At 73.1% G+C, this 25,497-nt stretch carries 24 protein-coding genes; 18 read left to right on the top strand and 6 right to left on the bottom strand.

Annotation, left to right across the window (positions count from 1 at the left end; genetic code table 11):
* Positions 1 to 45: 45 nt before the first annotated feature.
* Complete coding sequence (locus RIN75_RS07230; protein WP_309111008.1) at positions 46 to 738, top strand: hypothetical protein; 693 nt, start codon at positions 46 to 48, stop codon at positions 736 to 738.
* Positions 723 to 1,439, top strand: a complete 717-nt coding sequence (locus tag RIN75_RS07225; protein WP_309111007.1) for an SDR family oxidoreductase — start codon at positions 723 to 725, stop codon at positions 1,437 to 1,439. The genes RIN75_RS07230 and RIN75_RS07225 overlap by 16 nt, the downstream gene beginning before the upstream one ends.
* Before the next feature lie 24 nt (positions 1,440 to 1,463).
* On the opposite strand, the gene map is transcribed toward RIN75_RS07225, so the two are convergent.
* Positions 1,464 to 2,255, bottom strand: coding sequence for a type I methionyl aminopeptidase (gene map, locus RIN75_RS07220; RefSeq protein ID WP_309111006.1), 792 nt, complete (start codon positions 2,253 to 2,255; stop codon positions 1,464 to 1,466).
* 73 nt (positions 2,256 to 2,328) lie between these two features.
* On the opposite strand from map, the gene RIN75_RS07215 reads away from it, so the two are divergent.
* The 3 genes from RIN75_RS07215 to RIN75_RS07205 are packed head-to-tail and all read left to right on the top strand — an operon-like array spanning position 2,329 to position 4,016.
* On the top strand, positions 2,329 to 2,586 hold the full coding sequence (locus RIN75_RS07215; RefSeq protein ID WP_309111005.1) for a helix-turn-helix transcriptional regulator: 258 nt from the start codon (positions 2,329 to 2,331) through the stop codon (positions 2,584 to 2,586).
* Positions 2,587 to 3,240 (top strand): 50S ribosomal protein L11 methyltransferase, encoded by a 654-nt coding sequence (locus tag RIN75_RS07210; RefSeq protein ID WP_309111004.1) that lies wholly within the window; start codon positions 2,587 to 2,589, stop codon positions 3,238 to 3,240.
* 11 nt (positions 3,241 to 3,251) lie between these two features.
* A complete protein-coding gene (locus RIN75_RS07205; RefSeq protein WP_309111003.1) occupies positions 3,252 to 4,016 on the top strand; it encodes a class I SAM-dependent methyltransferase in 765 nt (254 codons plus the stop codon).
* An 86-nt stretch (positions 4,017 to 4,102) separates the two neighbouring features.
* Here the strand turns inward: RIN75_RS07205 and pip are convergent, their stop codons facing one another.
* Positions 4,103 to 5,068: a prolyl aminopeptidase gene (pip, locus tag RIN75_RS07200; RefSeq protein WP_309111002.1), complete on the bottom strand. Its 966-nt coding sequence runs from the start codon at positions 5,066 to 5,068 to the stop codon at positions 4,103 to 4,105.
* 29 nt (positions 5,069 to 5,097) lie between these two features.
* Here pip and RIN75_RS07195 point away from each other — a divergent pair, with 29 nt between their 5' ends.
* The gene (locus RIN75_RS07195) at positions 5,098 to 5,565 is read left to right on the top strand and encodes a helix-turn-helix domain-containing protein (RefSeq protein ID WP_309111001.1); all 468 of its coding nucleotides are present in this window, start codon (positions 5,098 to 5,100) and stop codon (positions 5,563 to 5,565) included.
* Here the strand turns inward: RIN75_RS07195 and RIN75_RS07190 are convergent.
* Entirely contained in the window at positions 5,556 to 6,494 is a 939-nt protein-coding gene (locus tag RIN75_RS07190; protein ID WP_309111000.1) for a WYL domain-containing protein, read from the bottom strand. The two genes, RIN75_RS07195 and RIN75_RS07190, sit on opposite strands and share 10 nt — an antisense overlap.
* Positions 6,495 to 7,387: 893 nt before the next feature.
* Between RIN75_RS07190 and RIN75_RS07185 the strand changes: the two genes are divergently transcribed.
* The 7 genes from RIN75_RS07185 (at position 7,388) to RIN75_RS07155 (ending at position 16,500) form a co-directional block, all read left to right on the top strand.
* Positions 7,388 to 8,377 carry a tyrosine-type recombinase/integrase gene (locus RIN75_RS07185; RefSeq protein WP_309110999.1) on the top strand — a complete coding sequence of 330 codons (990 nt, stop codon included), beginning with the start codon at positions 7,388 to 7,390 and terminating at the stop codon, positions 8,375 to 8,377.
* Positions 8,378 to 8,558: 181 nt separating this feature from the next.
* Positions 8,559 to 9,275 carry a Ku protein gene (locus tag RIN75_RS07180; RefSeq protein ID WP_309110998.1) on the top strand — a complete coding sequence of 239 codons (717 nt, stop codon included), beginning with the start codon at positions 8,559 to 8,561 and terminating at the stop codon, positions 9,273 to 9,275.
* A 42-nt stretch (positions 9,276 to 9,317) separates the two neighbouring features.
* Positions 9,318 to 10,271 (top strand): Ku protein, encoded by a 954-nt coding sequence (locus tag RIN75_RS07175; protein WP_309110997.1) that lies wholly within the window; start codon positions 9,318 to 9,320, stop codon positions 10,269 to 10,271.
* Positions 10,271 to 11,719: a non-homologous end-joining DNA ligase gene (gene ligD, locus RIN75_RS07170; RefSeq protein WP_309110996.1), complete on the top strand. Its 1,449-nt coding sequence runs from the start codon at positions 10,271 to 10,273 to the stop codon at positions 11,717 to 11,719. Before RIN75_RS07175 ends, ligD (RIN75_RS07170) begins: the two co-directional genes overlap by 1 nt.
* A complete protein-coding gene (ligD, locus tag RIN75_RS07165; RefSeq protein ID WP_309110995.1) occupies positions 11,712 to 12,617 on the top strand; it encodes a non-homologous end-joining DNA ligase in 906 nt (301 codons plus the stop codon). Before ligD (RIN75_RS07170) ends, ligD (RIN75_RS07165) begins: the two co-directional genes overlap by 8 nt.
* A gap of 69 nt (positions 12,618 to 12,686) precedes the next feature.
* Positions 12,687 to 13,259, top strand: coding sequence for a GrpB family protein (locus tag RIN75_RS07160; protein ID WP_309110994.1), 573 nt, complete (start codon positions 12,687 to 12,689; stop codon positions 13,257 to 13,259).
* Positions 13,260 to 13,503: 244 nt separating this feature from the next.
* Complete coding sequence (locus tag RIN75_RS07155) at positions 13,504 to 16,500, top strand: BTAD domain-containing putative transcriptional regulator (protein ID WP_309110993.1); 2,997 nt, start codon at positions 13,504 to 13,506, stop codon at positions 16,498 to 16,500.
* 362 nt (positions 16,501 to 16,862) lie between these two features.
* On the opposite strand, the gene RIN75_RS07150 is transcribed toward RIN75_RS07155, so the two are convergent.
* A complete protein-coding gene (locus RIN75_RS07150; RefSeq protein ID WP_309110992.1) occupies positions 16,863 to 17,702 on the bottom strand; it encodes an alpha/beta hydrolase in 840 nt (279 codons plus the stop codon).
* A 27-nt stretch (positions 17,703 to 17,729) separates the two neighbouring features.
* Between RIN75_RS07150 and RIN75_RS07145 the strand changes: the two genes are divergently transcribed.
* Positions 17,730 to 18,194 carry a PPOX class F420-dependent oxidoreductase gene (locus RIN75_RS07145; RefSeq protein ID WP_309110991.1) on the top strand — a complete coding sequence of 155 codons (465 nt, stop codon included), beginning with the start codon at positions 17,730 to 17,732 and terminating at the stop codon, positions 18,192 to 18,194.
* Here the strand turns inward: RIN75_RS07145 and RIN75_RS07140 are convergent.
* Together RIN75_RS07140 and RIN75_RS07135 are read right to left on the bottom strand one after the other, a co-directional pair.
* The gene (locus RIN75_RS07140) at positions 18,191 to 18,805 is read right to left on the bottom strand and encodes a VOC family protein (protein WP_309110990.1); all 615 of its coding nucleotides are present in this window, start codon (positions 18,803 to 18,805) and stop codon (positions 18,191 to 18,193) included. The genes RIN75_RS07145 and RIN75_RS07140 overlap by 4 nt on opposite strands.
* A 60-nt stretch (positions 18,806 to 18,865) precedes the next feature.
* Positions 18,866 to 20,896 carry an EAL domain-containing protein gene (locus RIN75_RS07135; protein WP_309110989.1) on the bottom strand — a complete coding sequence of 677 codons (2,031 nt, stop codon included), beginning with the start codon at positions 20,894 to 20,896 and terminating at the stop codon, positions 18,866 to 18,868.
* Between the two features lie 337 nt (positions 20,897 to 21,233).
* On the opposite strand from RIN75_RS07135, the gene RIN75_RS07130 reads away from it, so the two are divergent.
* The 4 genes from RIN75_RS07130 (at position 21,234) to RIN75_RS07115 (ending at position 25,495) form a co-directional block, all read left to right on the top strand.
* On the top strand, positions 21,234 to 21,908 hold the full coding sequence (locus tag RIN75_RS07130; RefSeq protein WP_309110988.1) for an HAD family phosphatase: 675 nt from the start codon (positions 21,234 to 21,236) through the stop codon (positions 21,906 to 21,908).
* Positions 21,905 to 22,909: a phosphotransferase family protein gene (locus tag RIN75_RS07125; protein ID WP_309110987.1), complete on the top strand. Its 1,005-nt coding sequence runs from the start codon at positions 21,905 to 21,907 to the stop codon at positions 22,907 to 22,909. Before RIN75_RS07130 ends, RIN75_RS07125 begins: the two co-directional genes overlap by 4 nt.
* A complete protein-coding gene (locus tag RIN75_RS07120) occupies positions 22,909 to 24,120 on the top strand; it encodes an acyl-CoA dehydrogenase family protein (RefSeq protein WP_309110986.1) in 1,212 nt (403 codons plus the stop codon). Before RIN75_RS07125 ends, RIN75_RS07120 begins: the two co-directional genes overlap by 1 nt.
* Positions 24,121 to 24,382: 262 nt before the next feature.
* Entirely contained in the window at positions 24,383 to 25,495 is a 1,113-nt protein-coding gene (locus tag RIN75_RS07115; protein WP_309110985.1) for a cytochrome P450, read from the top strand.
* Positions 25,496 to 25,497: the final 2 nt, after the last annotated feature.

Genomic DNA, 25,497 nt, shown 5'->3' with positions numbered 1-25,497 from the left:
GAAGAACCGCCACCGGCCGCCGACCCGGCCCCGTACGGTGGCCCCATGATCACCGGAACCGCGGCCGGCGTGCCGTACGTGGCCCTGCCACCCCGCACCGGCCGGCGACTGGTCCTCGCGTGGCACCTGCTCGGCGAACCCGGCACACCCCAGGACATGGCGGCCACGCTCCCGCTACCCGAGGTGGACGCCTGGCGCGTCTACCCGGCGCTGCCGCTGCGCGAACCCCGCCCCGACTTCCTCCTCGACGGCTACGCCCCGCTGGTCACCGAAGCCGCCGACGTCGTCCCGGACCTGGTCACCGCGCTGCGCGCCGAACTGGGCTGCGCCGGACCGGTCGACGTCGTCGGTGGCTCGGCGGGCGGGCACGTGGCGCTGCTGACCGCCGTGCGCGGCGAAGTCCAGGTGCGGCGGGTGGCCGTGGTCAACCCCGCCGTCACCGCGCAGTCGGTGATCGAGGCGTCCGTGGCCGCCGGCGCCCTGCCCGCCTACGAGTGGACGCCCGCCGCCCACGCCGCCGCCGCGCCCCTGGACGTCCTCGCCGCCGCCGACCGGTTCACCGCGCCGCTGCTGCTGGTGCGCGGCGCCGACGAGTACCCGGCGTTCCGGCCGGTGCAGCAAAAGCTGTGCGACGCCGTCCCCGGCGCGAAACTGGTCGACGTCGACGGCCTGGCCCACATGCTGGTCACCCAGGTGGACGAAGTCCGGGCGGAGGTGGGCGCGTGGCTGGCCGACTGACCGTCGTGACCGGCGGCAGCCGGGGGATCGGCGCGGCGACCGTGCGCCGGCTCGCCGCCGACGGCCACCGCGTCGTCCTGGGCTACCGCGCCGCCCGGGAGGACGCCGAACGCCTCGCCGCCGAGGTCGACGGGCTGGCCGTGCGCTGCGAGGTCGCCGACCCCGACGACGTCGACGCCCTGTTCACCGCCGCCGCCCGCCTCGGCCGCGTCACCGGCGTGGTGATCAACGCCGGCATCACCAGCCCCGCCGGACCACTCGCCGACACCGAGGTCGCCGACCTGCGCCGGGTGATCGACGTCAACGTCCTCGGCGCTCTGCTGTGCGCCCGCCGCGCCGCCCGCGACCTCACCGAGGGCGGCGCGATCGTCTCCGTGTCCTCCGCCGCCGCGACGCTGGGCAGCCCGGGGGAGTACGTCCACTACGCCGCCAGCAAGGCCGCCGTCGACGCCATGACCGTCGGCCTGGCCAAGGAACTGGGCCCACGTGGCATCCGCGTCAACGCCGTGGCCGCCGGCACCGTGCACACCGACATCCACCACCTGTCCGGCATCCCCGACCGCCCCGACCGCGTCGCCCCGCTCATCCCGCTGCGCCGCGCCGGCCGACCCGAGGAGATCGCCGCCGCCGTCGCCTGGCTGCTCGGCGACGACGCCTCCTTCACCACCGGCGCCGTCCTCCGCGTCGCCGGCGGCCTGTGACGCGCGGGGACGGCCCCTGACCGGTCACGCGCCCGAGGTCACCGGCAGGCGGGGAGCGGTCAGCACGCGCGGGCCCGACTCGGTGATCGCCACCGTGTGCTCCACGTGCGCCGCCCGGCTGCCGTCCACCGTCCGCAGCGCCCACCCGTCCGGGTCGGTGGTGTAGGCGTCCCGCCCGCCCGCGTGGAACATCGGCTCGATCGCCAAAGCCATGCCCGGCCGCAGCGTCAGCCCCCGACCCGGCCGGCCCTCGTTGGGCACGCCCGGCGACTCGTGCATCGCCCGCCCGATGCCGTGACCGCCGAAGTCCTCCGGGATGCCGTAGCCCGCCGCCCGCCCGATCCGGCCGATCGCCGCCGACACGTCACCCAGCCGCCCACCCGGCACCGCCGCCTCGATCGCCGCCGCCAACGCCCGCTCGGCCGCCGCGATCAGCGCCAGGTCCGCCGGATCGGCCTGCCCGACCACGAAGCTGACCGCCGAGTCGCCGTGCCAGCCGTCCACGTGCGCACCGCAGTCGATGCTCACCAGGTCGCCCTCGCGCAGCCGGTAGCCGTCCGGGATGCCGTGCACGATCACGTCGTTGACCGACGCGCAGATGTAGCCGGGGAACGGCGTCGGCGCGAACGACGGCCGGTAGTGCAGGAACGACGACCCCGCGCCCGCCGCTCGGATCACCCCGGCGGCCACCTCGTCCAACTCCAGCAGCGACACCCCCACCCGGGCGTGCTCGCGCACCGCCGCCAGCGCGTCGGCCACCACCAGACCCGCCACCCGCATGGCGTCGAACTCGCCGGGGGACTTCAACTCGATCACCGGAACCCACTCCCAACCGTGATAACAATACCGGTATAGATATCACAGTCACGTCGGTATTACCATCGCGCACATGGTGCGACAGCCGCTCACCCAGTCCGACCGCGAACGCGGCGAACGCCTCGGCGACGCCCTGCGCCGCGCCCGCGGCGACCGCAGCATGGTCCAGGTCGCCACCGCCGCCGGCATCTCCGTGGAAACCCTCCGCAAGATCGAACGCGGCCGCATCCCCACCCCCGCCTTCTTCACCGTCGCCGCCCTCGCCGACGCCGTCGGGCTCTCCCTCGACGACCTGTGCCGCCAACTCACCGCCGAGCGCCCCGCCGCCTAGATGCCCGACGCCCGGATGCCCGACCACACCACCCCCGAACCGGTCCCGCTCGTCCCCGAGATCACCCTGCACACCGCCGGCGACATCACCGCCCTCTGGGAACGCCTCGGCACCCCCGACCCGCCCTTCTGGGCCTTCCCGTGGGCCGGGGGACAGGCACTGGCCCGCCACCTGCTCGACCACCCCGACCTCACCGCCGGCAAGCGCGTCCTCGACCTCGCCACCGGCTCCGGCCTCGTCGCCATCGCCGCCGCCCGCACCGGCGCCGCCCACGTCACCGCCAACGACGTCGACCCCCTCGCCGGAGAGGCCGCCACCCGCAACGCCCACGCCAACGACGTCACCCTCACCGTCGAGATCGCCGACCTCCTCGACACCGACACCGACCACGACGTCGTCCTCACCGGCGACGCCTTCTACGACCGCGACATGGCCGCCCGCGTCCTGCCCTTCCTCCACCGCGCCCACCACCGCGGCGCCCTGGTCCTCATCGGCGACCCGCAACGCGCGCACCTGCCCCGCACCGGCCTCACCCGCGTCGCCACCCACCAGGTCCCCGTCCCGCGCGACCTCGAAGGCACCACCCTGCGCACCACCCACGTCTGGCGCCTCCGACCGGAAAACCGCTACACCACACCTGGGCACCACCAGTAGCGTCCGCGACCATGCGCGCCGGGACGAGCGACCACACCACCCGCAACCGCCACCACTGGGACACCCGCGCCGCCGCCGCGCACGGCCCCCTGGCCCGGGCCCACTGGTCCCGCACCGAACCCGCCTGGGGCCTGTGGGCCACCCCCGAAGCCACCCTCCGCGTCCTGCCCGACGACATCGCCGGTCAACAGGTGGTCGAACTCGGCTGCGGCACCGCCTACATCTCCGCCTGGCTCGCCCGCGCCGGCGCCCACCCCGTCGGCATCGACATCTCCACCGCCCAACTCGCCACCGCCCGCGCCATGCAGGCCGAATTCGACCTCCACTTCCCCCTCCTGCTCGCCGACGCCGAACACGCACCCTGCGCCGACAACACCTTCGACCTCGCCATCAGCGAGTACGGCGCCTCCCTGTGGTGCGACCCCCACCGCTGGATCCCCGAAGCCGCCCGCCTCCTGCGCCCCGGCGGCCGGTTGGTCTTCCTGCACCGCTCACCGCTGTTCGCCCTGTGCGCCCGCCCAGGCCAACCCGCCGCCACCACCCTGCAACGCCCCCAGGCCGACCTCGACCACGTCGACCACGACACCGCCACCGAGTTCACCCTCCCGCACGGCGCCATGCTCCGGCTGTTGCGCGCCAACGGTTTCGACGTCGAAGACCTCATCGAGATCCACGCACCCGCCACCACCCACCACGACTACCCGGAAGTCACCGCGCGGTGGGCCCGCCAATGGCCCAGCGAGGAAATCTGGAAAGCCCGCCTCCGCCCCCTCTGACCACCCCGGCCCCGGCGGCTTCGCACTGACCCGCCCCAGCCGCGGCCACCTCGCCTCACCCGGCCGGCCGGGCCGGCCGGTTGTCGCTAGGCGCGCCGATGGGCGAACTTGTCCGTCGCCGCCAGCACCGCCTCCGCCATCCCCGGGTCCTGCGCGCTGTGCGAAGCCTCCCGCACCACCACCAACTCCGCGTCCGGCCACGCCCGCGCCACGTCCCACGCCGTCGCCACCGGCCCCTGCACGTCCCACCGGCCGTGCACCAACACCGCCGGGATCCCGTGCAACCGCGGCATGTCCCGCAACACCACACCGTCCTCCAGCCACGCCCCGTGCCGGAAGTAGCGCGCCGTGATCCGCGCGAACGCCATCCGCCACCGCGGGTCCAACTCACGCGGCGACGGCTCCCGGTCCGGGTCCAACGTCAGGATCGACGACTCCCACGCCACCCAGTCGTCCGCCGCCTTGCGCCGCACCGCCGGATCGGGGTCGTTCAACAACTCGTCGTACGCCGCCACCAGATCCGTCGCCCCCGCCGGCGCCCCCTCCCGGAACCGCTGCCACTCCTCGGGGAAGAACCGCCGCATCCCGTGGTAGAGCCACTCCAACTCCTCACGCCGGCTCGTCGTCACCGCCACCAGCACGACCTCGCTCACCCGCTCCGGGTGCAGCTGCGCGTACCGCAACCCCAGCGTCGACCCCCACGACCCGCCGAACACCATCCACCGGTCCACACCCCGGTCCACCCGCAACCGCTCCATGTCCGCCAGCAGGTGCGCCGTCGTGTTCGCCGACAGGTCCGTCCCGTGGTCCGCCGCGTGCGGCGTCGACCGCCCCGAACCCCGCTGGTCGAACAGGATGATCCGGTACGCCTCCGGGTCGAACTGCCGCCGCATACCGGGGGAGCAGCCCGTGCCCGGACCACCGTGCAGGCACACCACCGGCTTGCCCTCCGGGTTGCCGCACTCCTCCCAGTACACGAGGTTCCCGTCACCGACGTCGAGCATCCCGTGCGCGTACGGCTCGATCTCCGGGTACACCACTTCTCCTCCCACAGAAACAACAGTGCTGTTACATTAGGGGAGTGGACGACAACCCCACCACCGATTACCTCGGCACCCGCCTGCGCCACCTGCTCGACCTGCTCGACGACGGCGTGGCCCACGCCTACACCCGACTCGGCCTCGACGGCTTCCGACCCCGCTACAACCCGATCATCCGGATCGTCCACGCCCGCGGACCCCGGTCCATCCGCGACCTGGCCGCCACCACCGGCGTCACCCACTCCGCCGTCAGCCAGACCGTCAACCAGATGCACCGCGACGGCCTCGTCGAACTCCACCCCGGCGACGACGCCCGCCAACGCATCGTCCACCTCACCCCGCGCGCCCTCGAACTACTGCCCGTCCTCGACGCCGAGTGGCACGCGACCACCACCGCCGCCCGCGAACTCGACGCCGAACTCCCGTACCCGCTCAGCGACCTCGTCGAGCACGCCCTGCGCGCACTGGGGGAGCGGCCCATGCCCGACCGCATCGAACGTCACCTGTAAAGCTCCAGGAGCTCGCCGCCCAACCGCCTCAGCTCGGCCCGCACCGCGTCCGACTCCACCACCTCGGCCAACGCACCCCACCCCGCCAGGTGCTGCGCCACCATCAGCGGAGTGGGCGCGGACACCCGCACCCGCGCCATCCCGTCCTCAGTGGACTCCACCGCGCAGTGCCGCCCGAACTGGCTCCGCAACACCCGAACGTGCCGCTCCTGGACCACGACCGTCGCCTCGGCCGACGTCTGGAACCGCTCGACCTCCGTCACCACCCGGTCCCAGGCCTCCGACAACTCGAACCCCTCGGGCCGCACGACCTCCTCGTCGGTGACCTCCACACCCGCCACCCGGTCCACCCGGAACGTCCGCTGGCCCTCCGGCGTGCCCGCGACCAGGTACCAGACGTCGTCCTTGTCCACCAACCCCAACGGGTCCACCACCCGCACCGATCGCTCCCCGGACCGCTTCACGTAGTCCAACCGCACCTTCCGCCGAGCCACCACCGCCCGCTGGAGGTCCTTGACCAGTTCTGGCCGCTCCTTGTCCCGCTGCCCCCACCGAGCCGGGTCGATCACCACCGCGTCCGCCGCCGCCTCGGCGTCCCGCCGGAACGTCTCCGGCAACGCCCGCACCAACTTCCGCAACGCCGCCTTGGCCTCGGCGCTGACCGCCGCCGCCGGCCCCACCAACACGAACAGCGCTTGAGCTTCACTCGCACTGAGCCCGCTGAGATCCGTCCGCGCCCTGCCAACGAGTTCCCAGCCGCCGCCACGGCCGGGCTGCGGGTAGACGGGGATGCCGGCCGCCGACAGAGCTTCGAGATCCCGCCGCGCGGTCGCCACCGACACTTCGAGTTCAGCCGCGAGCTCAGCCGCGGTCACCCGCCCACGCGCCTGCATCAGGAGCAGGGCAGCCACCAGTCGATCCGCACGCATGGGGTCCAGTGTGGTGGGTGAAGTGCTCACCGACTGAGCACTTTGGGTGGGTTGCGTCGAAGTCGAACACCTGATCGAACAGGCCGGGGGAGCAGGGGAGAGGTCAGCCTGCGCGCTGCCCTGGGACTCACCGGATTCGGGACTCGCAGGACCCGGGGGGAGCACTGGGCGCGTTGGCGCGTACTGGGTGCGGCCTCCGGCCCCCGTCTCCATCATCCCACGCACCACCGACAATCCCAGCCGATCGACCACCTAAGGACCGCCGAAACACTGGAGCCGACCGCCGAAACAACTCGGCCGCCAACAAGCTCCGGCCGCCGGCAAATCGGGGACCGCCGATCCGGGGGCGAGGCGAGCACGCGGGCGGTCGGGTGGGGATCGGGGTTGGGGGCGATCCTCGAAGGGCGTCAGAGTCGGCCCCCGAAGCGCTTACTTAACATAATGTAGATTATCGGCGTTGCGGGACAGGCCGGTCATCGAGGTCGACATACGTCACGTGACGTATCTACGGCAGTGTCGGCGGATGGTCGATTGGGTCTGCGCGTCCGGCTGCCGTCGATGATCAAGCCTTCGGTGGCCTGGCCCGTGTGCCGCGATGGTTCTTCGTGTCGGCGGCCTGGCGATGCGGTGTGCGTTGCGGGCGTGCGACGTGCGAGCGTCCGAGGGGTCGACGGGCCGGGGTGGTCGGACGTGATGGCAGATCCCCCGGTTGTGGCCGAGTCCGCGTCAAGGTCTGCGTCGCCGAAGCCGCGCCCCGTCGACCCCGACCCACACCCACACCCACATTTCATGGATAATCGGCATTATCCATGAAATGATCTTGATCCCCCTGCCCTGATCAACTTCGCGGTGCGCCTGCCGAAATTGTCGGTGTCGTGCGCTAGGAAGATCACATGCGTGTGCTCGACGCCCAGGAGTCGTTCTTCCTCGCCCGCCGTCCGCGCAAGGACTCCCCCCACACCACGGCGGCCTACCGGCGGGACCTCGCCGGGGTCACCGCCCTGCTCTCCGACGTCGTCTCCGCTCCCCCGGACGACCTCCTCGTCGCCCACCTGACCGCCGGCAACCTGCGCAAGGCGTTCGGGGTCTTCGCGGACACGCACGCGAAGTCCTCGGTGCTTCGGGCCTGGTCGACCTGGAACCAGTTCCTCACCTTCTGCGTGGCCGAGGACCTGTTGCCCGGCAACCCGATGGGCGCGGTCGCGCGGCCGAAGACGCCACCGTTGGTGCCCAAGCCGTTGCGGGGTGAGGACACGCCCGAGAGGCTCCTGGCGGCGGCGGCCGAAGGGGTGCGCAAGGCGCGGGACCCGTGGCCGGAGCGGGACGTGCTGGTGTTGGCGTTGGGGCTGGTCGCGGGGTTGCGGTCGGCGGAGATGCGGACGTTGACGTTGGCCTCGGTGGTCGGGCGGCCCGGTGAGCGGCGGTTGCACGTGGCGGGCAAGGGGAACCGGGACCGGTCGGTGCCGATCGAGCCCGCGATGGACCGGATCATCGAGCAGTACCTGGAGTCGTGCCGGGCGCGGTTCCCGCAGGGGCGGTTCGACCGGGGGTCGGCGTTGCTGCGCGACCGGCACGGCGAGCCGATCGGGCGCGGTGGGCTGGAGTACCTGGTGCGGTCGTGCTTCCGCTGGGCGGGGTTGCACGACCGGGTCCCCTCGGGGGCGAACCTGCACGCGCTGCGGCACACCTTCGCCACGCGGCTGGCGGAGGACGGCGCGTCGGCGTCGGAGATCATGGCTCTGCTGGGCCACGCGTCGCTGGCGACGTCGCAGAACTACATCGAGGCGACGGCGCGGGAGCGGCGGGCGGCGGTGGCGGGCAACCGGACGTACGTGTCGTTGGCGAACCTGCCGTCGGCGCGGCGGGACGACGACGGGTTGTGACGGTTCACGGGCTCAGCCGGGAACAGAGGCCGTCGCCGGGCCACTCCGGTGTCGTGCGCACGCCCGGGGCCTTCGTGCTCGGGGTCCTCGGTGGCGGGCCGCACCGGGGATGGTGGCGCGGGCCGGGAGAGCCGATCACACTTCTGCCGGCAGTGCGTTGGGCTGTTCGGGTGATGCTTGGGTGACCTTGTTCGAACGGGTGTACGCAGGTGTCATGAGGGCGGCGTGGCGTGGGGTGTTGGTGTTCGGGTTGGTGACGTTCCCCGTGCGGTTGTTCCCGGTGGTGCGGGGCCACGGGGTGCGGTTGCGGCAGGTGCATCGGGCTGATTCGGGGCGGATTCGGCATCGGCGGGTGTGTGAGGTGTGCGGGGAGGAGGTGGCGTTGGCCGACGTCGGGCGTGCGGTGGAGGTGGGTGACGGGCGGCTGGTCGCGGTGGAGGCCGACGAGTTGGCGCGGGTGCCGGTGCCGGAGGGGCGGGTGATCGAGGTGGTGCAGGTGGCCCGGGCCGAGGAGGTGGATCCGGTGGTGTTGGGGCGGGCGTTCCACGTCGAGCCGGAGGCGGCGGCGGTGGGGTCGTACGTGGTGTTGCGGGACGCGTTGGAGCGGTCGTCGCGGGTCGGGGTGGCTCGGGTGGTGGTGCGGCGGCGGGAGCGGGTGGCGTTGGTGCGGGCGCGGGGCTCCGGGTTGGTGGTGCAGACGCTGTTGTGGGACGACGAGGTGCGGGAGCCGGATCTGGGGTTCCTGGAGGGTGCGGCCGCTCCCCCGGCGTCGGCGGCGCGGATGGCGGCGTCGTTGGTGGAGTCGATGACGGCGCCGTTGGACCTGTCGGTGTTCGAGGATCGGCGGGCGGCGGCGTTGGCGGGGTTGGTGGAGGCGAAAACTAGCCCGTTCGAGTGATGCCCTGGTGCGAAAACCGCAGTTGACGGGTACCCACGTGGAATGAGGTCCGTGTGGCGTGGGGCGATCTCCTTCGGCTTGGTGACGATCGGTGTCCGGTTGTACACGGCGACGGAGGAGCACGACTTCCGGTTCCACCAGGTGCACCGCGAGGACGGTGGGCGCATCCGCTACAAGCGGGTGTGCCAGGTGTGTGGCGAGGAGGTGGCCTACGCCGACATCGCCAAGGGCTACGAACTGGACGACGGTCGTGTGGTGGTGATGGACAACGAGGACTTCGACAAGTTGCCGATCAACACCGATCACGCGATCGACGTGCTGGAGTTCGTGCCGGCGGAGGAGATCGATCCGATCTTCTTCCAGAAGGCGTACTACCTGGAGCCGGACAAGGCGGCGACGCGGCCGTACGTGTTGTTGCGGACGGCGTTGGAGCGCAGTGGGCAGTTGGCGGTCGTGAAGATCACGATCCGGCAGCGGGAGACGTTGGCGATGCTGCGGGCCCGTGAGGACCTGCTGGTGATGCACACGATGTTGTGGCCGGACGAGGTGCGCAAGCCGGACTTCGACTTCCTGGACTCCGACGTGGAGGTGCGTCCGCAGGAGTTGAAGATGGCGTCGTCGCTGGTGGAGAGCATGGCGGGGTCGTTCGACCCGGGCGACTTCACCGACGACTACACCGACGCGATGCAGAAGTTGATCGAGGCGAAGGCGGAGGGCGCGGAGTTGCCCGAGCAGCCGGAGGTCGAGGAGGCCGGTGAGGTCATCGACTTGATGACGGCGTTGGAGCGCAGTGTGGAGCAGGCGCGGTCGGCGCGGGGTGAGGCGGCGAAGCCGGCTGCGGAGAAGAAGCCCGCCGCGCGGTCGTCGAGGGCCGGTGGGTCGTCGCGGGCTTCGGGGTCGGCGCGTGCGGGTGGTGGGTCGGCGAAGTCGGGGGCGTCGAAGGCGAAGGAGACCAAGGAGAAGGCGCCGGCGAAGAAGAAGGCCAAGCCCGCCTGATGGGTGGGGACCTGTCGGAGTACCGGCGCAAGCGGGACGCCGGGCGGACGCCGGAGCCGGTGCCGGGTGCGGGCGTGCCGCTCCCCCGCGGTGACGACGACACGTTCGTGATCCAGGAGCACCACGCGTCGCGGCTGCACTGGGACGTGCGGTTGGAGCGGGGTGGGGTGCTGGTGTCGTGGGCGGTGCCGAAGGGGTTGCCGCCGGAGCCGGGGACGATCCGGTTGGCGGTGCGCACCGAGGATCACCCGTTGGAGTACGCGACGTTCGAGGGGACGATCCCGAAGGGCGAGTACGGCGCGGGCGAGATGCTGATCTGGGACCGGGGCCGGTACGAGACGGTGAAGTGGAGCGACCGCGAGGTGGACGTGGTGCTGCGCGGGTCGCGGGTCGAGGGTGAGTTCGTGTTCTTCCGCCGGACTTCGGGCGGGGACGGCAAGGACTGGATGGTGCGGCGGCGGCACGAGGCGGTGCGGCCGGACTGGGTGCCGTTGCCGGAGGTGGTGGCGCCGATGCTGGCGACGGCGGCGGAGGGGTTGCCGGAGCGCAACGGGGCCTACGCGTACGAGTTCAAGTGGGACGGGGTGCGGGCGGTCGCGCGGGTGGAGGGCGGCCGGGTGCGGTTGGTGTCGCGGTTGGGCAACGACGTGACGGCGACGTACCCGGAGTTGCAGGGGTTGGGTGAGTCGCTGGGGTCGACGCAGGTGTTGCTGGACGGGGAGATCGTCGCGCTGGAGGGTGGGCGGCCGAGTTTCGGGGCGTTGCAGCAGCGGATGCACGCGTCGGGGGCGCAGGCGCGGCGGTTGGTGTCGAAGGTTCCGGTGACGTACCTGGTGTTCGACGTGCTGCACCTGGACGGGTCGTCGTTGTTGAACATGCCGTACGCGCGGCGGCGGGAGTTGTTGGAGGGGTTGGACCTGCGGGGGCCGCACTGGGCGACGCCGAGGGCGTATCCGGGTGCGGGGCCGGAGGTGTTGGCGGCGTCGCGGGAGCAGGGGTTGGAGGGGGTGGTGGCGAAGCGGCTGGATTCGCCTTACACGCCGGGGGTGCGGTCGCCGCACTGGGTGAAGATCACGCGGGTGGCGGCGCAGGAGGTGGTGGTCGGCGGGTGGCGGCCGGGTGAGGGTAAGCGGAAGGGGGTGGTGGGGGCGCTGTTGTTGGGGATCCCGGAGGGTGACGGGTTGGCGTTCGTGGGGTCGGTGGGGACGGGGTTCGGTGAGGCGGAGCTGCGGTCGTTGACGGCGCGGTTGCGGGAGTTGGAGGTGCGGCGGTCGCCTTTTGTGACGGAGGTGCCGCGGGAGCGGGCGAGGGGTGCGCGGTGGGTGCGGCCGGAGTTGGTGGGTGAGGTGGTGCACCGGCAGTGGACGGCGGACGGGCGGATGCGGTTCCCGACGTGGCGGGGGTTGCGGCCGGACCGGTCGCCTGCGGAGGTGCGGCGCCTTGGTTGAGTCGGCGGTGGTGCGGGTCGGTGAGCGGCGGTTGAAGCTGTCGAACCTGGGGAAGGTGCTGTACCCGCAGGTGGGGTTCACCAAGGCCGAGGTGATCGACTACTACACGCGGATCGCGCCGGTGCTGCTGCCGCACCTGGCGGGGCGGCCGTTGACGGTGCGGCGGTTCCCGGACGGGGTGGACGGGGAGTCGTTCTTCGAGAAGAACGCGCCGTCGCACGCGCCGGAGTGGGTGCGACGGGTGCGGGTGGAGACGCCGGGGTCGTCGCGGGGGTCGGAGTACCTGGACTTCGTGGTGGTGGACGACCTGCCGACGCTGGTGTGGTTGGCGAACCTGGCGGCGTTGGAGTTGCACGTCCCGCAGTGGACGGTGGGGCCGCGGGGTGGGCGGCGCTCCCCCGACCTGGTGGTGTTCGACCTGGACCCGGGGCCGCCGGCGACGGTGGTGGAGTGCGCGCGGGTGGCGGTGGCGTTGCGGGAGGTGCTGGTGGCGGACGGGTTGTCGCCGGTGGTGAAGACCAGCGGGTCGAAGGGGTTGCAGGTGTACGCGGCGGTGGAGGTGTCGGACCCGATGCGGCCGTCGGAGTACGCGAAGGCGGTGGCGCGGCGGTTGACTCGGGAGCGGCCGGGTGAGGTGGTGTGGCAGATGGCGAAGGCGGCGCGGACGGGGAAGGTGCTGATCGACTGGTCGCAGAACAACCCGGCGAAGACGACGGTGGCGCCGTACTCGTTGCGGGCGCGGTCGGTGCCGTCGGTGTCGACGCCGGTGACGTGGGACGAGGTGGCGGCGTGCCGGTCGGTGTCGGACCTGGTGTTCACGGCGGACCAGGCGCGGGAGCGGGTGGAGCGGCTGGGTGACCTGTTCGTGGTGGAAAAGGCGTCGCCGTTGCCGGGGTGATCGCCCTATCCTGGCCCGCTTGCCCGCGTTCGGGTTCGGGTTCGGGTTCGGGTTCGGGGGAGGTTCGTGGTGGCCAGGGACGAGGAGATCCGGTCGGCGTTCGTGGACGGGCGGCCGGACCCGGGTCGGCGGGTGGAGTTGGTGGCCTACGACCCGGCGTGGCCGGGGTTGTTCGAGCGCGAGGCGGCGCGGGTGCGGGGCGCGTTGGGCGCCGCGGTGGTGGGGTTGGAGCACGTGGGGTCGACGTCGGTGCCGGGGTTGGCGGCCAAGCCGGTGATCGACGTGGTGTTGGCGGTGGCGTCGTCGGCGGACGAGGCGGCGTATGTGCCGGCGTTGGAGGCGGCGGGGTACGTGCTGCGGATCCGGGAGCCGGAGTGGCACGAGCACCGGATGTTCAAGGGGCCGGACACGAACGTGAACCTGCACGTGTTCACGGCGGGGTCGCCGGAGATCACGCGGATGGTGCTGTTCCGGGACTGGTTGCGGGCGCACCCGGAGGACCGTGAGCGGTACGAGGCGGTGAAGCGGGAGTTGGCGGGGCGGTCGTGGCGGTACTTGCAGGGGTACGCGGACGCGAAGAACGACGTGGTGGACGAGATCATCGCCCGTGCCGACCCCGCCGCTCCCCCGCGCGTCGGCTGAGCCGCGGCTCGTGGCCGCCTCGCGCCCATGTCGTCACGATCAGCCGTCAGATCGGCCGCGACGGCGGCCCCGGCGACTACCACGATCAGCCGTGAGGTCGGCCCCGGCCACTACCCCGCCCCGAGCGGGTGCACACGGACATCGGTGATCGTGGACGGCTGGTTTCGCGGGGTGCGGGCGTCTGGTGGGCGGTCGCGGTGGAAACGGCGTCGGGGGCGGGGCTGGTCCGGGAGGATGGCGGGTTGTGAGGTTCGGGGTGCTCGGCCCGGTGGTGGCGTGGCGTGCGGACGGGTCCGAGGTCCGGGTCGGGGGCGCGGGGTTGCGGGCGTTGTTGGCCAGGCTCGCGGTGGACGCCGGGCGGGTCGTGGGGGTCGATCGGCTGGTCGACGCGCTGTACGGGGAGCGTCCGCCGGCGGGGGTGGCGAACGCGGTGCAGTCGCAGGTGTCGCGGTTGCGGTCGGTGCTGGACGTCGGGATCGAGCGGTCGTCGGCCGGGTATCGGCTCGCGGTGGACCCGTGGGACGTGGACGCGTTGCGGTTCGAGGAACTGGTGGCGCGCGGGTTGTCGGGTGAGGCGCTGGCGTTGTGGCGGGGGCCGGCGTTGGCGGACGTGGGTGACGCGCCGTTCGCGGGTGTGGTGGCGGCGCGGTGGGAGGAGTTGCGGCTCAAGGTCGTCGAGGACCACGACGTGGCGTCGGTGGCGGTGCTGCGGGAACTCGTTGCGGCGCACCCGTTGCGGGAGCGGCTGGTGGCGCGGTTGGTCCGGGCGCTGCACGGTGAGGGGCGCCAGGCCGAGGCGTTGGCGTTGGTGGATCGGACGCGGCGCGTGCTGGCGGAGGAGCTGGGCGCGGACCCGTCGCCGGAGTTGGCCGCCGCGCACGGCGAGGTGCTGCGGGGTGAGCGGCCGGCGGGGCGGCACGTGCTGCCCGCGCAGTTGACCAGTTTCGTCGGGCGGGCCGAGGAGGTGCGGCTGGTCGGCAAGGCGTTGGACGAGGCGCGGCTGGTGACGTTGCTGGGGCCGGGCGGGGCGGGCAAGACGCGGTTGGCGGTCGAGGTGGCGGCGGGGCGGCCCGGTGACGTGTTCTTCGTGGACCTGGCGCCGTTGGGGGCGGGCGGGGACGTGCCGCAGGCGGTGGTGACGGCGCTGGGGTTGCGGGAGGACGGGCTGCGGGCCCCGCGGGCGGCGCGGGAGCGGCTGGTCGCGGCGCTGGCCGGGCGGGACGTGCTGCTGGTGCTGGACAACTGCGAGCACGTCGTGGAAGACGCGGCGGCGTTGGCGGGGGCGTTGCTCGTGGCGTGCCCGGGGTTGCGGGTGCTGGCGACGAGCCGGGAGGTGCTGGGGGTGACCGGGGAGACGGTCCGTCCGGTGCCGCCGCTGCCCGCGGTGGACGGCTCCTCCCCCGCTGTCGCCCTGTTCGCCGACCGGGCGGTCGCGGTGGACCCGTCGTTCCGGCTGGACGCGGAGACCGTGCCGCTGGTGGTGGCGATCTGCCGGGCGTTGGACGGGATGCCGCTGGCGATCGAGCTGGCGGCCGCGCGGGTGCGGTCGCTGCCCCCGGCCGAGGTGGCGGCGCGGTTGGACGACCGGTTCCGGCTGCTCTCCCGGGGCAACCGGGCCGCCGCGCCGCGGCACCGGACCCTGCACGCGGTGGTCGAGTGGAGCTGGGACCTGCTGTCGGAGCCGGAGCGGGTGGTGGCGCGGCGGCTGACGGTGTTCGCCGACGGGGCGACGCTGGAGTCCGCGGCGGCGGTGTGCGGGGTGGACGGCGTGGACGAGGTGCTGCCGTCGCTGGCGGACAAGTCGCTGGTGGAGGTGTCCGGGGGCCGGTACCGGATGCTGGACACGATCCGGGCGTTCGGCGCGGCCCGGCTGGCCGAGGCCGGTGAGGTCGAGGCGGTGCGGCGGGCGCACGCGGAGTGGTTCCTGCGGGTGGCGGTCCGGGCGACGCCGCACCTGTTGCGCGGTGAGCAGTTGGAGTGGCTCGCGGCGCTGGCCGACGAGCACGAGAACTTCAAGTCCGCGATCCGGTGGGCGGCCGGGTGCGCCGTCGAGCCGGCGTTGCGGCTGGTGGCGGAGCTGGGCTGGTACTTCTGGCTGCGCGGTTTGCGCACGGAGGGGTCGGTGCTGGCGGCGGAGGTGATGCGGGCGGTGGGTCCGGTGGCGCCGGCCGGGTTGACCGAGGAGTACCTGCTGTGCGCGTTGGCGGCGTCGTCGGTCGGTGAGGTGGTGCCGGGTGCGCTGTCGCCGCGTCAGGACGTGCCGGAGGGGTTCACGGGGCCGCCGACGCGGCCGTTCCTGACGATGATGTGGGGCATGGCCTACGGGGTGCCGGACCTGGGCGAGCCGACGTTGGACGCCCGGCGGGGGCACCTGGTGGGAACGGACCCGTGGTCGCGGTCGCTGGCGCTGGCCGGGTTAGGGATGCAGTACCAATACGCGGGCCGGTTGGGCGAGGCGCGGGAGGCGCACGAGTCGGCGTTGGCCGGGTTCCGGGCGCTGGGCGAGCGGTGGGGCATGTCGATGGTGCTGGCGCAGTTGGCGGAGCTGTCGCGGGCCACGGGTGACCTGTCGTCGGCGCTGGTCTTCCTCGACGAGGCGCTGGCGTTGGGCGAGCAGTTCGGGACGACCGAGCACACCGCGAACATGCTGGCGCAGCGGGCGGAGTGGCGGTGCCACCGCGGGTCGTTCGACGCGGCGTGGGCGGACCTGGAGCGGGCGGCGGTGATGGCCCGGTCGCAGGGGGCTGTGGAGACGTTGGCCGGGGTGCGGCTGGGGATGGCGGAGGTGGCGCGGCACCGGGGTGACCTGGCGGGGGCGCGGGCGTGGTGCGAGGAGGCGCTGCGGGTGTGTCCGCGGGGGTGGTTCGGGCCGGAGGAGGTGCGGGCGCACATCCACGTGGCGGTGGGGCGGCTGGAGCTGGCGGGCGGGGACGTGGCGGCGGCGCGGGCGGTGTGGGGGTTGGTCGTGGCGTCGGCGGCGGAGTGGGGGAACCCGATGGTGCTGGCGAAGGTCGCGGAGGCGTGGGCGCAGTCGTGCCTGGAGGAGGGGGACGCGGCGGGCGCGGCGGAGTTGTTGGGCGCGGCGCGGGGGTTGCGGGGGACGGTGGCGTTGGTGGATCCGGACGTGCTCGGGGCGGAGCGGGCGGCTTCGGCGGCGCTGGGTGCGGAGGGGTTCGCGGCGGCGTCGGGCCGGGGTGCGGCGATGGGGCGGGACGGGCTGCTGGCCGCGCTGCGCGGGTGAGGGTGCCGGCGAGCCGCGTGGCCGCTGTCGGTGACGGCGGGGGCGCGGCCGGGCGGCTGGGTTTGATCGGGTTCAGCGGCGGCGCACGATCGAGGGTCAGCGGTCGGCGACACGCGGAGCCCGGTTCGGCGGCGACGTGGTGCGGTCGGGGTGTCGGTGGCGGCGTTCGCGCAGTTCGGTTCGTCGCGCGGCGCGCCGAGGCGTGGCCTCCGGCCCCCGTCTCCATTGTCCCACGAGGGACCGACAATTCCGGTTGAAGCGCCCCGGGGTTCATTGTCCCATCGGGGTCCGACAATCCGGGGTGAGCGCCCCCTGGGGCTCATTCTTCCAGGGGGCACCGACAACCAAAGCCGGGCGGCGGGTTACACCAGGAACTCGGCCAGGCGTTCGACCATGAAATCCGGGTCGTCGATCCACGGGTAGTGGCCCGCGTCGGGCTGTTCCGCGTACTCCGCGCCCGGGATCAGCTCCGCCAGCTGCCGCACCATGTGCGGCGGGGACAGCGGGTCCGCGCCGCCCGCGTACACCAGGACCGGGATGGACAGGTCGGCCAGGGCGCGGCGGGTGTGGTCGGGGCTGAAGGCGCCCTCGGCCGAGAAGCCGCGTTGGGCTTCCGTGGAACGTTCGGCGTCCTCGGCCGCCGCGTGCTCCTGGGCGGCGGGGGTCCAGGCGCCGTAGAACAGGCGGGCGGCGGCGAGGCGGTTGTGGGGCGAGTCGTCGCCGGCCGACCAGGCGCGCAGGGCCGCCACGGCCTCGGCGTGCCACGGTTGGGCGGCGTGGCGGGCCAGGTGCTCGGCCCGGTCCTGCTCGGTCGGGGTCAGGCCGATCGCGCGCAGCGACGGGGTCAGCAGCACCAGGCTCGACAGGTTGTGCGGGAAGTGCTCGGCGTACGCCATCGCGATGCCCGACCCCGCCGAGTGACCCAGCACGTCCAGGCGGGTCAGGCCCAGGTGCCGGCGCAGCGCCTCCACGTCCAGCGCCAGCCGGTCCCGCCGGTAGGTGTCGGCCGAGGCGGGCACGTCGGACGCGCCGGTGCCGCGGTTGTCCAGCAGCACCAGGGTGCGGTGCGCGGACAGGCCGCCCAGGTCGCCCAGGTAGGACACGGCGCGACCGGCGCCGCCGGGCAGGCACACCAGCGGCTCGCCGGAGCCGACCACGCGATAGGCCAACCCGGTGCCGTCGTAGGAGGCGAAGCTGAGCATGGCCACATCCTCTCCTACGCTGACCCGATGCCGAAGATCGCCACCGCGCGCACCCCCGACCGCGCCGGGCTGCTGGAGTTCCTGCGACCCCGCCACCGCGCCCTGCTCATCACCACCCGCCGCGACGGCCGCCCGCAGACCTCGCCGGTCACCTGCGGCGTCGACGACCACGGCCGGATCGTCGTCTCCACCTACCCGCAGCGCGCCAAGTCCCGCAACGCCCGCCGCGACCCCAGAGTCAGCGTGTGCGTGCTCTCCGACGACTGGGACGGCCCCTACGTGCAGGTCGACGGCCACGCCGAGGTCCTGGACCTGCCCGACGCGCTGGAACCGCTGGTCGACTACTACCGGTCGATCTCCGGCGAGCACCCCGACTGGGACGACTACCGCGCCGCGATGGTCCGCCAGGGCAAGGTGCTGCTGCGCGTCACCGTCGACTCGTGGGGGCCGATCGCCACCGGCGGCTTCCCACCCGAACTCGGCCAGGGCTAGGAGGACGCCGCCCAGGTGCCGCCCCACCCGGCCGGGTCCTGGAGCACGGCGAACACCGCGCCGGCCGGGTCGGCGATCGACGCCACCACCCCCGTGGGCACCTCGGTCGGCCCGATCAGCACCGTCCCGCCGGTCTCCGCCGCCACCTCGCACGCCTTGGCCACGTCGGGCACCGCGAAGTAGCACACCCACCGCTGCTGCCCGTCCGCCACCAGCCGGCCCGCCACCGCGCGCTCCTCGGTGTCGTAGACGGTGAACGGCTCGTCCGGCGTCCGCGCCGCCCACCCCAGCTCGCCGGTCCAGAACGCGTCGTCCGCGGTGCCCATGAACTCCACCCAGCACGGCTCGCCCGGTCTCGGCTCCGGCGCCCACGGCCCGTGCAGCACCCGGCCGGAGTCCACCGCGGCGCCCTCCCGCAGCTCGCGCGGCTCGGTCCCGGCGAACACCACCCGGAACCCGTCCTCGCCCGGCCGCACGCGCAGCGCCAGCCGGTCACCCACCCAGCCGCTGAACACCCCGTCCGGCTCGGGGATCACCACCCAGCCCAGCAGGAAGGCGTAGAAGTCGGCGGTCGGCTCGGGCTCGGCGGCGCCCAGCTCGACGCGGCGCACGCCGCGTGAAGGGCTCGGGGAATTTCCGGACACGTCGGCGGGTCCCATCGGCGGGGGTGATCAGGAACGCGCCCCATCCTCCGCACCCACCCGGGGTGACGACAATGCTCCGTTCGGACGCACACCTTCACCCGAAAGGAGCTGCGTCAGCGGGATCGCGCGACCCAGGTGGAAACCCTGCCCGACCCGCACCCCCAACCGGGTCAACGTCTCCACCTGAGCGGGCCGCTCCACCCACTCCGCCACCGCCGACAGCCCCAGCCCGCGCGCGATCTCCACGATCCCCGACACCAGCACCGCGTCGGTGGACCGCTCGTCGATCCCGCGCACGAACTCGCCGTCGATCTTGATCCCGGTGATCGGCAGGTGCTTCAGGTGCACGAACGACCCGAACCCGGACCCGAAGTCGTCCAGCGTGATCCGGCACCCGAACCCGCGCAGCTGCAACGCCAGCGCCCGCGCCGCGTCCAGGTTCGTCACCGCCGCCGTCTCGGTGATCTCCAACCCCAGCCGGCCCGGCGCCACCCCCGCCGTGGCCAGCCGGTCGAGCACGAAACCGCCGAAGTCCTCGTCCTCCAGCGTCCGGCCGGAGATGTTGACGTTGAACCGCAGGTCCAGCCCCGGGTGGGCGACCAGCGCGTCGATCGCCGTGGACAACACCCACCGGTCGATGTCCAGCACCAGGTTCGACCGCTCCGCCTCGGCCAGGAACTCCGCCGGACCCAGCGGCGGGTCCTGCTGGTCCTCCAAGCGCAGCAACAGCTCGTGGCCCAGCGTGCGGCCCGACGCCAACTGCACCATCGGCATCGCGTGCAGCGCGAACCCGCCGTTCTCCAGCGCCGACCGCAGCCGGTCCATCACCGACACCCGCTTCGCGGTGTCCGCGTAGTGCCCCGGCTCGTACACCGTCACCCGGTTGCGGCCCGCCGCCTTCGACGCGTACAGCGCCAGGTCCGCGTTGGCCAGCACCAACTCCCACGTGTCCCCCGCGCCGTACTCGGCCACGCCCGTGGACACCGTGACCCGCGCCGACACCGCCACCGGCGGCAACGCCGCCACCGCGTCCCGCAGGCCCTCCGCGACCCGGCGCGCCCGCTCCGGCGGGCAGTCCGGCAGCACCACCGCGAACTCGTCCCCGCCCAGCCGGCCGATCAGCCCCGACCCGGACAGCCGCGACCGCAGCGTCCCCGCCAGCGCCTTCATCAGCCGATCGCCCACCGCGTGGCCGCGCAGGTCGTTGACGTCCTTGAAGTTGTCCAGGTCCAGCAGCAGCAACGACCCCTGCCCGCCGGAGGCCAACTGCCGCTCCAGCTCACGGGTCACCGCCCGCCGGTTCGCCAGGCCGGTCAACGGGTCCTGCTCGGCCAGCGCCAGCAGCTCGTCGTGCACGCGGCGGGCGCGGGTGATGTCGTGCGCGGTGCCCAGGGCGCGCAGCGGGGTGCCGTCCTCGGCGGTGATGATCTCGCCGAAGCACTCGAACCAGCGCTCGGTGCGGCGGTCGGCCAGCATCATGCGGTGGGTGTAGGAGAAGCCCGCGCCGGTGCGCATGGCGTGCTCCAGGGTCGCCTGGATCATCGACAGGTCGTCGGGGTGGACCAGGTCGGCGTAGCCGTCGAAGTCCAGCTCGGTGTCGGGCGGGAAGCCGAACAACTCCAGCAGGGTGTCCGACCAGACCACCCGGTCCTCGGCGATGTGCCACTCCCAGGTGCCCATGCGTCCCAGGACCTGGGCGCGGCGCAACGCGTCCGCCTCGTGCGTGGCCTCCAATTCGCGGTCGCGCCACGCGGTGACGTCCACGACGCGGTAGAGGAGTTCGTCGTCCGAGCCCAGCGGCTGGCAGGTGACCTCCAGCCACCGGTGACCCTTGCGGTAGGCCGAGGGCGTCAACAACGCCAGCCCCGACCGGGGCCGTTCGGGAGCGCCCGGCAGCAGCGCGGGCAGCGACCTGCCCGCCACCCGGTCCACCGCGACCCCGAGGATCTCCGCCAGCGCCGGGTTCACCCAGCGCAGCGTGCCCTGCCCGTCGGTCACACCGAAACCGACATCGGCCCGGTCCAGCACCTCCCGGTGCAACCCGCCGTTGCCGCTCACGCGCCCTCCTCGCCACCCCGCGCGCAATGATGGTCGAGTCCGCGCACCCCGGGCAAGCCGACCCCCTCACCCACCGCACACCCGCAGGCACCAACCGCACCCTTCTCCGCACCCCTGCGGCCCCAGCCGCTCGCCCCCCGAACACACCCCTGCGGCCCCTGCGGCCCGCCCGCAGGAAACCGCTTCGCCCGAGCCGAACGCACGCCGTGTCCCGCCCACCGGCCGTCCCGGCACCAGATCCCCGCCCGTGACCTGCGGTTCAGCGGCACCCGCCCGCGCAACGCCAAGCCGTCGACCCACCATTGCCTACATACCGACCGGTCGGTACCCTCGCGGCGTGGCTGACACCGAGCAACGGAGCGACCGGCAGGTCGACGCGGTCGTGCTGGACTGGGGCGGCGTGCTCACCGTCTCCGTGCCCGCCTTCGTCGACGACTGGCTGACCCGCGAGAACATCGACCGCGACCGCTACAGCACGACCATGCGCGCCTGGATGGGCCGCGACGCCGCCCCCGACAACCCGGTGTTCCGGCTGGAGACCGGCGAGTTGTCCGCCGACGAGTTCGAAGCCCTCCTGGCCGCCGAGCTGACCACCCTCGACGGCCGCGAGGTCGCCGCGAAAGGCCTGCTGCGCCGCATGTTCGGCAGCGCCACCCCCGACCCGGCGATGGTCGACCTCGTCCGCGCCGTCCGCGAGCACGGCATCCCCACCGTGCTGCTGTCCAACAGCTGGGGCGAGGGCTACCCCGAAGACCTCCTGCTCGAACTGTTCGACACCGTCGTCATCAGCGGCCGCATCGGGCTGCGCAAGCCCGACCCGCGCATCTTCACCCACACCCTGGACCTGATCGGCCTGCCCGCGCACCGCTGCGTGTTCCTCGACGACGCCCCGGTCAACGTCGAGGGCGCCCGCGCGGTCGGCCTGCGCGCCCACCGGCACACCGACGCCGAGTCCACCCGCGCCGTCCTGTCCGACCTGCTGGGGCGAGACCTCCCGGGAGCCGCACCGTGACCGACCTGCCGGGCCTGGACCTGCACAAGCTGGCCGCCCACCTCAAGACCCCGCCGCTGACCGGCGAGCTGATCCCCGGCGGACGCTCCAACCTGACCTACCGCGTCACCGACGGCGCCAACCGGTGGGTCCTGCGCCGCCCGCCGCTGGGCCACGTCCTGGCCACCGCCCACGACATGACCCGCGAGCACCGCGTCATCTCCGCGCTGGCCGGCACCGCCGTCCCGGTGCCCAGGACCGAGCACCTGTGCGAGGACCCCGAGGTCATCGGCGCGCCGTTCTACCTCATGCGGGAGGCGCCCGGCACCGCGCTGCGCCACCGCGACCAGTGCCCCTGGCTCACCCCGGACAAGGCCGCCGCCCTGTCCCACCGCCTGGTCGACGTGCTGGCCGACCTGCACGCCGTGGATCCCGCCGCGGTGGGCCTTTCCGACTTCGGCCGCCCCGACGGGTTCCTCCAGCGCCAGGTCACCCGGTGGGGCAAGCAGCTGGAGGCCTCCCGCAGCCGCGACCTGCCCGGCATCGACGAGCTGCGCGACCGGCTGGCCGCCACCGTCCCCGACTCGCCGCGCGCCACGATCGTGCACGGCGACTACCGCCTGGACAACGTCCTGGTCACCGCCGACCCGGTGGACATCAGCGCCGTCCTGGACTGGGAGATGGCCACCCTCGGCGACCCGCTGGCCGACCTCGGCCTGCTGCGCGTCTACTGGACCTGCGTCGGCCTCGACGACGACCCGGTCACCGGCACCGTGCTCGGCCTGCCCGGCTTCGCCACCGCCGACGAGCTGACCGAGCGCTACGCCGCCCGCAGCGGCGCCGACGTGTCCAACCTCGGCTGGTACACCGCGTTCGCCTACTTCAAGCTCGCCGTGATCCTCGAAGGCATCCACTTCCGCTTCACCACCGGCAAGACGGTCGGGGCGGGATTCGACCAGATCGGGAACCTCACCCTGCCGCTGGTCCGGCAGGGACTCGCCGCCACCGGAGGAGTGCGCTGATGGACTTCGCCTACGACGCCAAGACCGAGGAGCTGCGGCAGAAGCTGCTGCGGTTCATGGACGAGTTCGTCTACCCGGCCGAGGAGGTCGCCCACCGCCAGCTCGCCGAGGCAGCCGACCCGTGGGCGCGCCCGCCGGTGATCGAGGACCTCAAGGCCGAAGCCCGCCGCCAGGGCCTGTGGAACCTGTTCCTGCCCGACACCGAACACGGCGCCGGCCTGACCAACCTCCAGTACGCGCCGCTGGCCGAGATCACCGGCCGCAGCCCCCACCTGGCCCCGGAGGCGCTCAACTGCGCCGCGCCCGACACCGGGAACATGGAGGTGCTGGCCATGTTCGGCACCGAGCAGCAGAAGAAGCAGTGGCTGCGCCCGCTGCTGGACGGCGAGATCCGCTCCGCGTTCTGCATGACCGAACCCGACGTCGCCTCCTCCGACGCCACCAACATCGCCACCCGCATCGAACGCGACGGCGACCACTACGTCATCAACGGCCGCAAGTGGTGGTCCTCCGGCGCCATGGCCCCCAACTGCGCCATCTTCATCGTGATGGGCAAGACCAACCCCGACGCCGAACGCCACCGCCGGCAGGCCATGATCCTCGTCCCGCGCGACACCCCGGGCGTACGGGTCAAGCGCGGCATGCACGTCTTCGGCTACACCGACGCCGCCCACGGCGGCCACGCCGAGATCGTGTTCGACAACGTCCGCGTCCCCGCCGAGAACCTCATCGCAGGCGTTGGCGAGGGCTTCGCCATCGCCCAGGCCCGCCTCGGCCCCGGCCGCATCCACCACTGCATGCGCCTGATCGGCATCGCCGAACGCGCCCTGGAACTGATGTGCCGGCGCGCGGTCTCCCGGGTCGCCTTCGGCCGGCCCATCGCGCGGCAGGGCGTGGTGCAGGAGTGGATCGCCGAGTCACGTGTCCGCATCGAACAGGCCCGCCTGCTCGTGCTCAAGACCGCGTGGCTGATGGACACCGTCGGCAACAAAGGCGCCCACACCGAGATCCAGGCCATCAAGATCGCCACCCCGCTGATGGCGGAATGGGTGCTGGACAAGGCGATCCAGGCACACGGCGCGGGCGGCGTCTCGCAGGACTTCCCGCTCGCCGACCTGTGGGCCCAGGCCCGCACGCTGCGCCTGGCCGACGGCCCCGACGAGGTCCACCGCATGTCCCTGGCCAAGCGCGAGCTGAAGAAGTACCTGTAGCGCTCTGACCCCCCTTCACGGGTCCGTGCCCGGCAAGTCGGCGCCGGGCACGGCCGAGGGGCACACCGTGACCGTCCACGCGCCGATGCGGCCGGGCAGCTCAGCCCGGTCGGGCCGGACGCGCGGCCGGACGGCGGATTACCGCAAATCCGGGGAGACGGACGCCCGGGGTTCACCGATCATCACGTGATCGTTGGCCCCGCGTTCTCCTGGAAGGAACTCCGCCGTGGACTCAATGACGAGCCGGCCCAGCGTGTTACCCGTGACACTGCCCAACGGGGTGCCCGCATGGATCACCACCGGCTACGACGAAGCGCGCGCCGCGCTGGCCGAACCCACCCTGTGCAAGAGCGCGAGCCGCATCACCAAGGTCATGGAGGAGAAGCTCGCCGCCGCCGGACAGCCCACCACGCTGTCCGGCATGTTCAACCCCCACATGCTGTTCGCCGACGGAGCCGACCACGCCCGGTTGCGCGGCCTGGTCGCCCGCCAGTTCACCGCCCGCCGCGTGGAGGACCTGCGGCCCCGCGTCGAGCAGATCACCGGACACCTGCTCGACGCCCTGCCCACCGGCGAACCCGTCGACCTCGTCGCCGGACTGGCCGCCCCGCTGCCGATCACCGTGATCTGCGAACTACTCAGCGTGCCCGAACCCGACCGCCCGGCGTTCCGCGGCTGGGCCGGGGCCCTGCTCGAAGAGGTGCCGGAGGTGACCGCGCCCGCCTCCGCCGCCATGGAGCAGTACCTCGCCGGGCTCATCGCCGCCAAGCGCGCCGCGCCGGGCGAGGACCTGCTGTCCGCGCTCGTGTCCGCCCAGGACGACGACCGGCTCACCGAAACCGAACTGCTCGGCACCGCCGTGCTGCTGCTGGTCTCCGGCCACGAGACCACCACCAACCTGATCGGCAACGCCATCGTCCTGCTCCTGCGCCACGACGACCCCACCGTCTGGCGCAACCTCGCCCACGACCCCGACCTGCTCGACCGGGTCGTCGAGGAAGCCCTGCGGGCCGAGTCGCCCGCCGCGCTGACCTCGCACCGCGTCACCACCGAGCCGATCACCCTCGGCGACGTCACCATCCCGGCCGACGAGCTGGTGTTCATCGGCGTCGGCGCCGCCAACCAGGACACCACCCGGTTCCCCGACCCCGAGCGCTTCGACCCCGACCGGCCCTTCGACACCACCCGCCACCTCGCCTTCGGCCACGGCACCCACTACTGCCTCGGCGCGCCCCTGGCCCGCCTGGAAGGCCGCACCGCCCTGCGCGCACTCAGCGCACGCTTCCCCGACGCCCGCCTGGTCACCGCCGACCGGCCGGCGCGTCGCCCGTCGCCGTTCATGAACGGCCCCGACCAGGTCGTGGTCGTGCTCTGAAG

This window comes from Saccharothrix sp. (assembly GCF_031180885.1).
In the GTDB taxonomy this organism is placed as follows: Bacteria; Actinomycetota; Actinomycetes; order Mycobacteriales; family Pseudonocardiaceae; genus Actinosynnema.
This window is presented reverse-complemented; position numbering and strand designations above follow the sequence as displayed.

Bases quoted from the DNA above. Each gene is read 5' to 3' on its own strand.
- RIN75_RS07230 (WP_309111008.1), top strand. From the start codon at position 46: ATGATCACCGGAACCGCGGCCGGCGTGCCGTACGTGGCCCTGCCACCC.
- RIN75_RS07215 (WP_309111005.1), top strand. From the start codon at position 2,329: ATGGTGCGACAGCCGCTCACCCAGTCCGACCGCGAACGCGGCGAACGC.
- RIN75_RS07210 (WP_309111004.1), top strand. From the start codon at position 2,587: ATGCCCGACGCCCGGATGCCCGACCACACCACCCCCGAACCGGTCCCG.
- RIN75_RS07205 (WP_309111003.1), top strand. From the start codon at position 3,252: ATGCGCGCCGGGACGAGCGACCACACCACCCGCAACCGCCACCACTGG.
- RIN75_RS07190 (WP_309111000.1), bottom strand. From the start codon at position 6,494: ATGCGTGCGGATCGACTGGTGGCTGCCCTGCTCCTGATGCAGGCGCGT.
- RIN75_RS07185 (WP_309110999.1), top strand. From the start codon at position 7,388: ATGCGTGTGCTCGACGCCCAGGAGTCGTTCTTCCTCGCCCGCCGTCCG.
- RIN75_RS07175 (WP_309110997.1), top strand. From the start codon at position 9,318: ATGAGGTCCGTGTGGCGTGGGGCGATCTCCTTCGGCTTGGTGACGATC.
- ligD (WP_309110996.1), top strand. From the start codon at position 10,271: ATGGGTGGGGACCTGTCGGAGTACCGGCGCAAGCGGGACGCCGGGCGG.
- RIN75_RS07150 (WP_309110992.1), bottom strand. From the start codon at position 17,702: ATGCTCAGCTTCGCCTCCTACGACGGCACCGGGTTGGCCTATCGCGTG.
- RIN75_RS07145 (WP_309110991.1), top strand. From the start codon at position 17,730: ATGCCGAAGATCGCCACCGCGCGCACCCCCGACCGCGCCGGGCTGCTG.
- RIN75_RS07120 (WP_309110986.1), top strand. From the start codon at position 22,909: ATGGACTTCGCCTACGACGCCAAGACCGAGGAGCTGCGGCAGAAGCTG.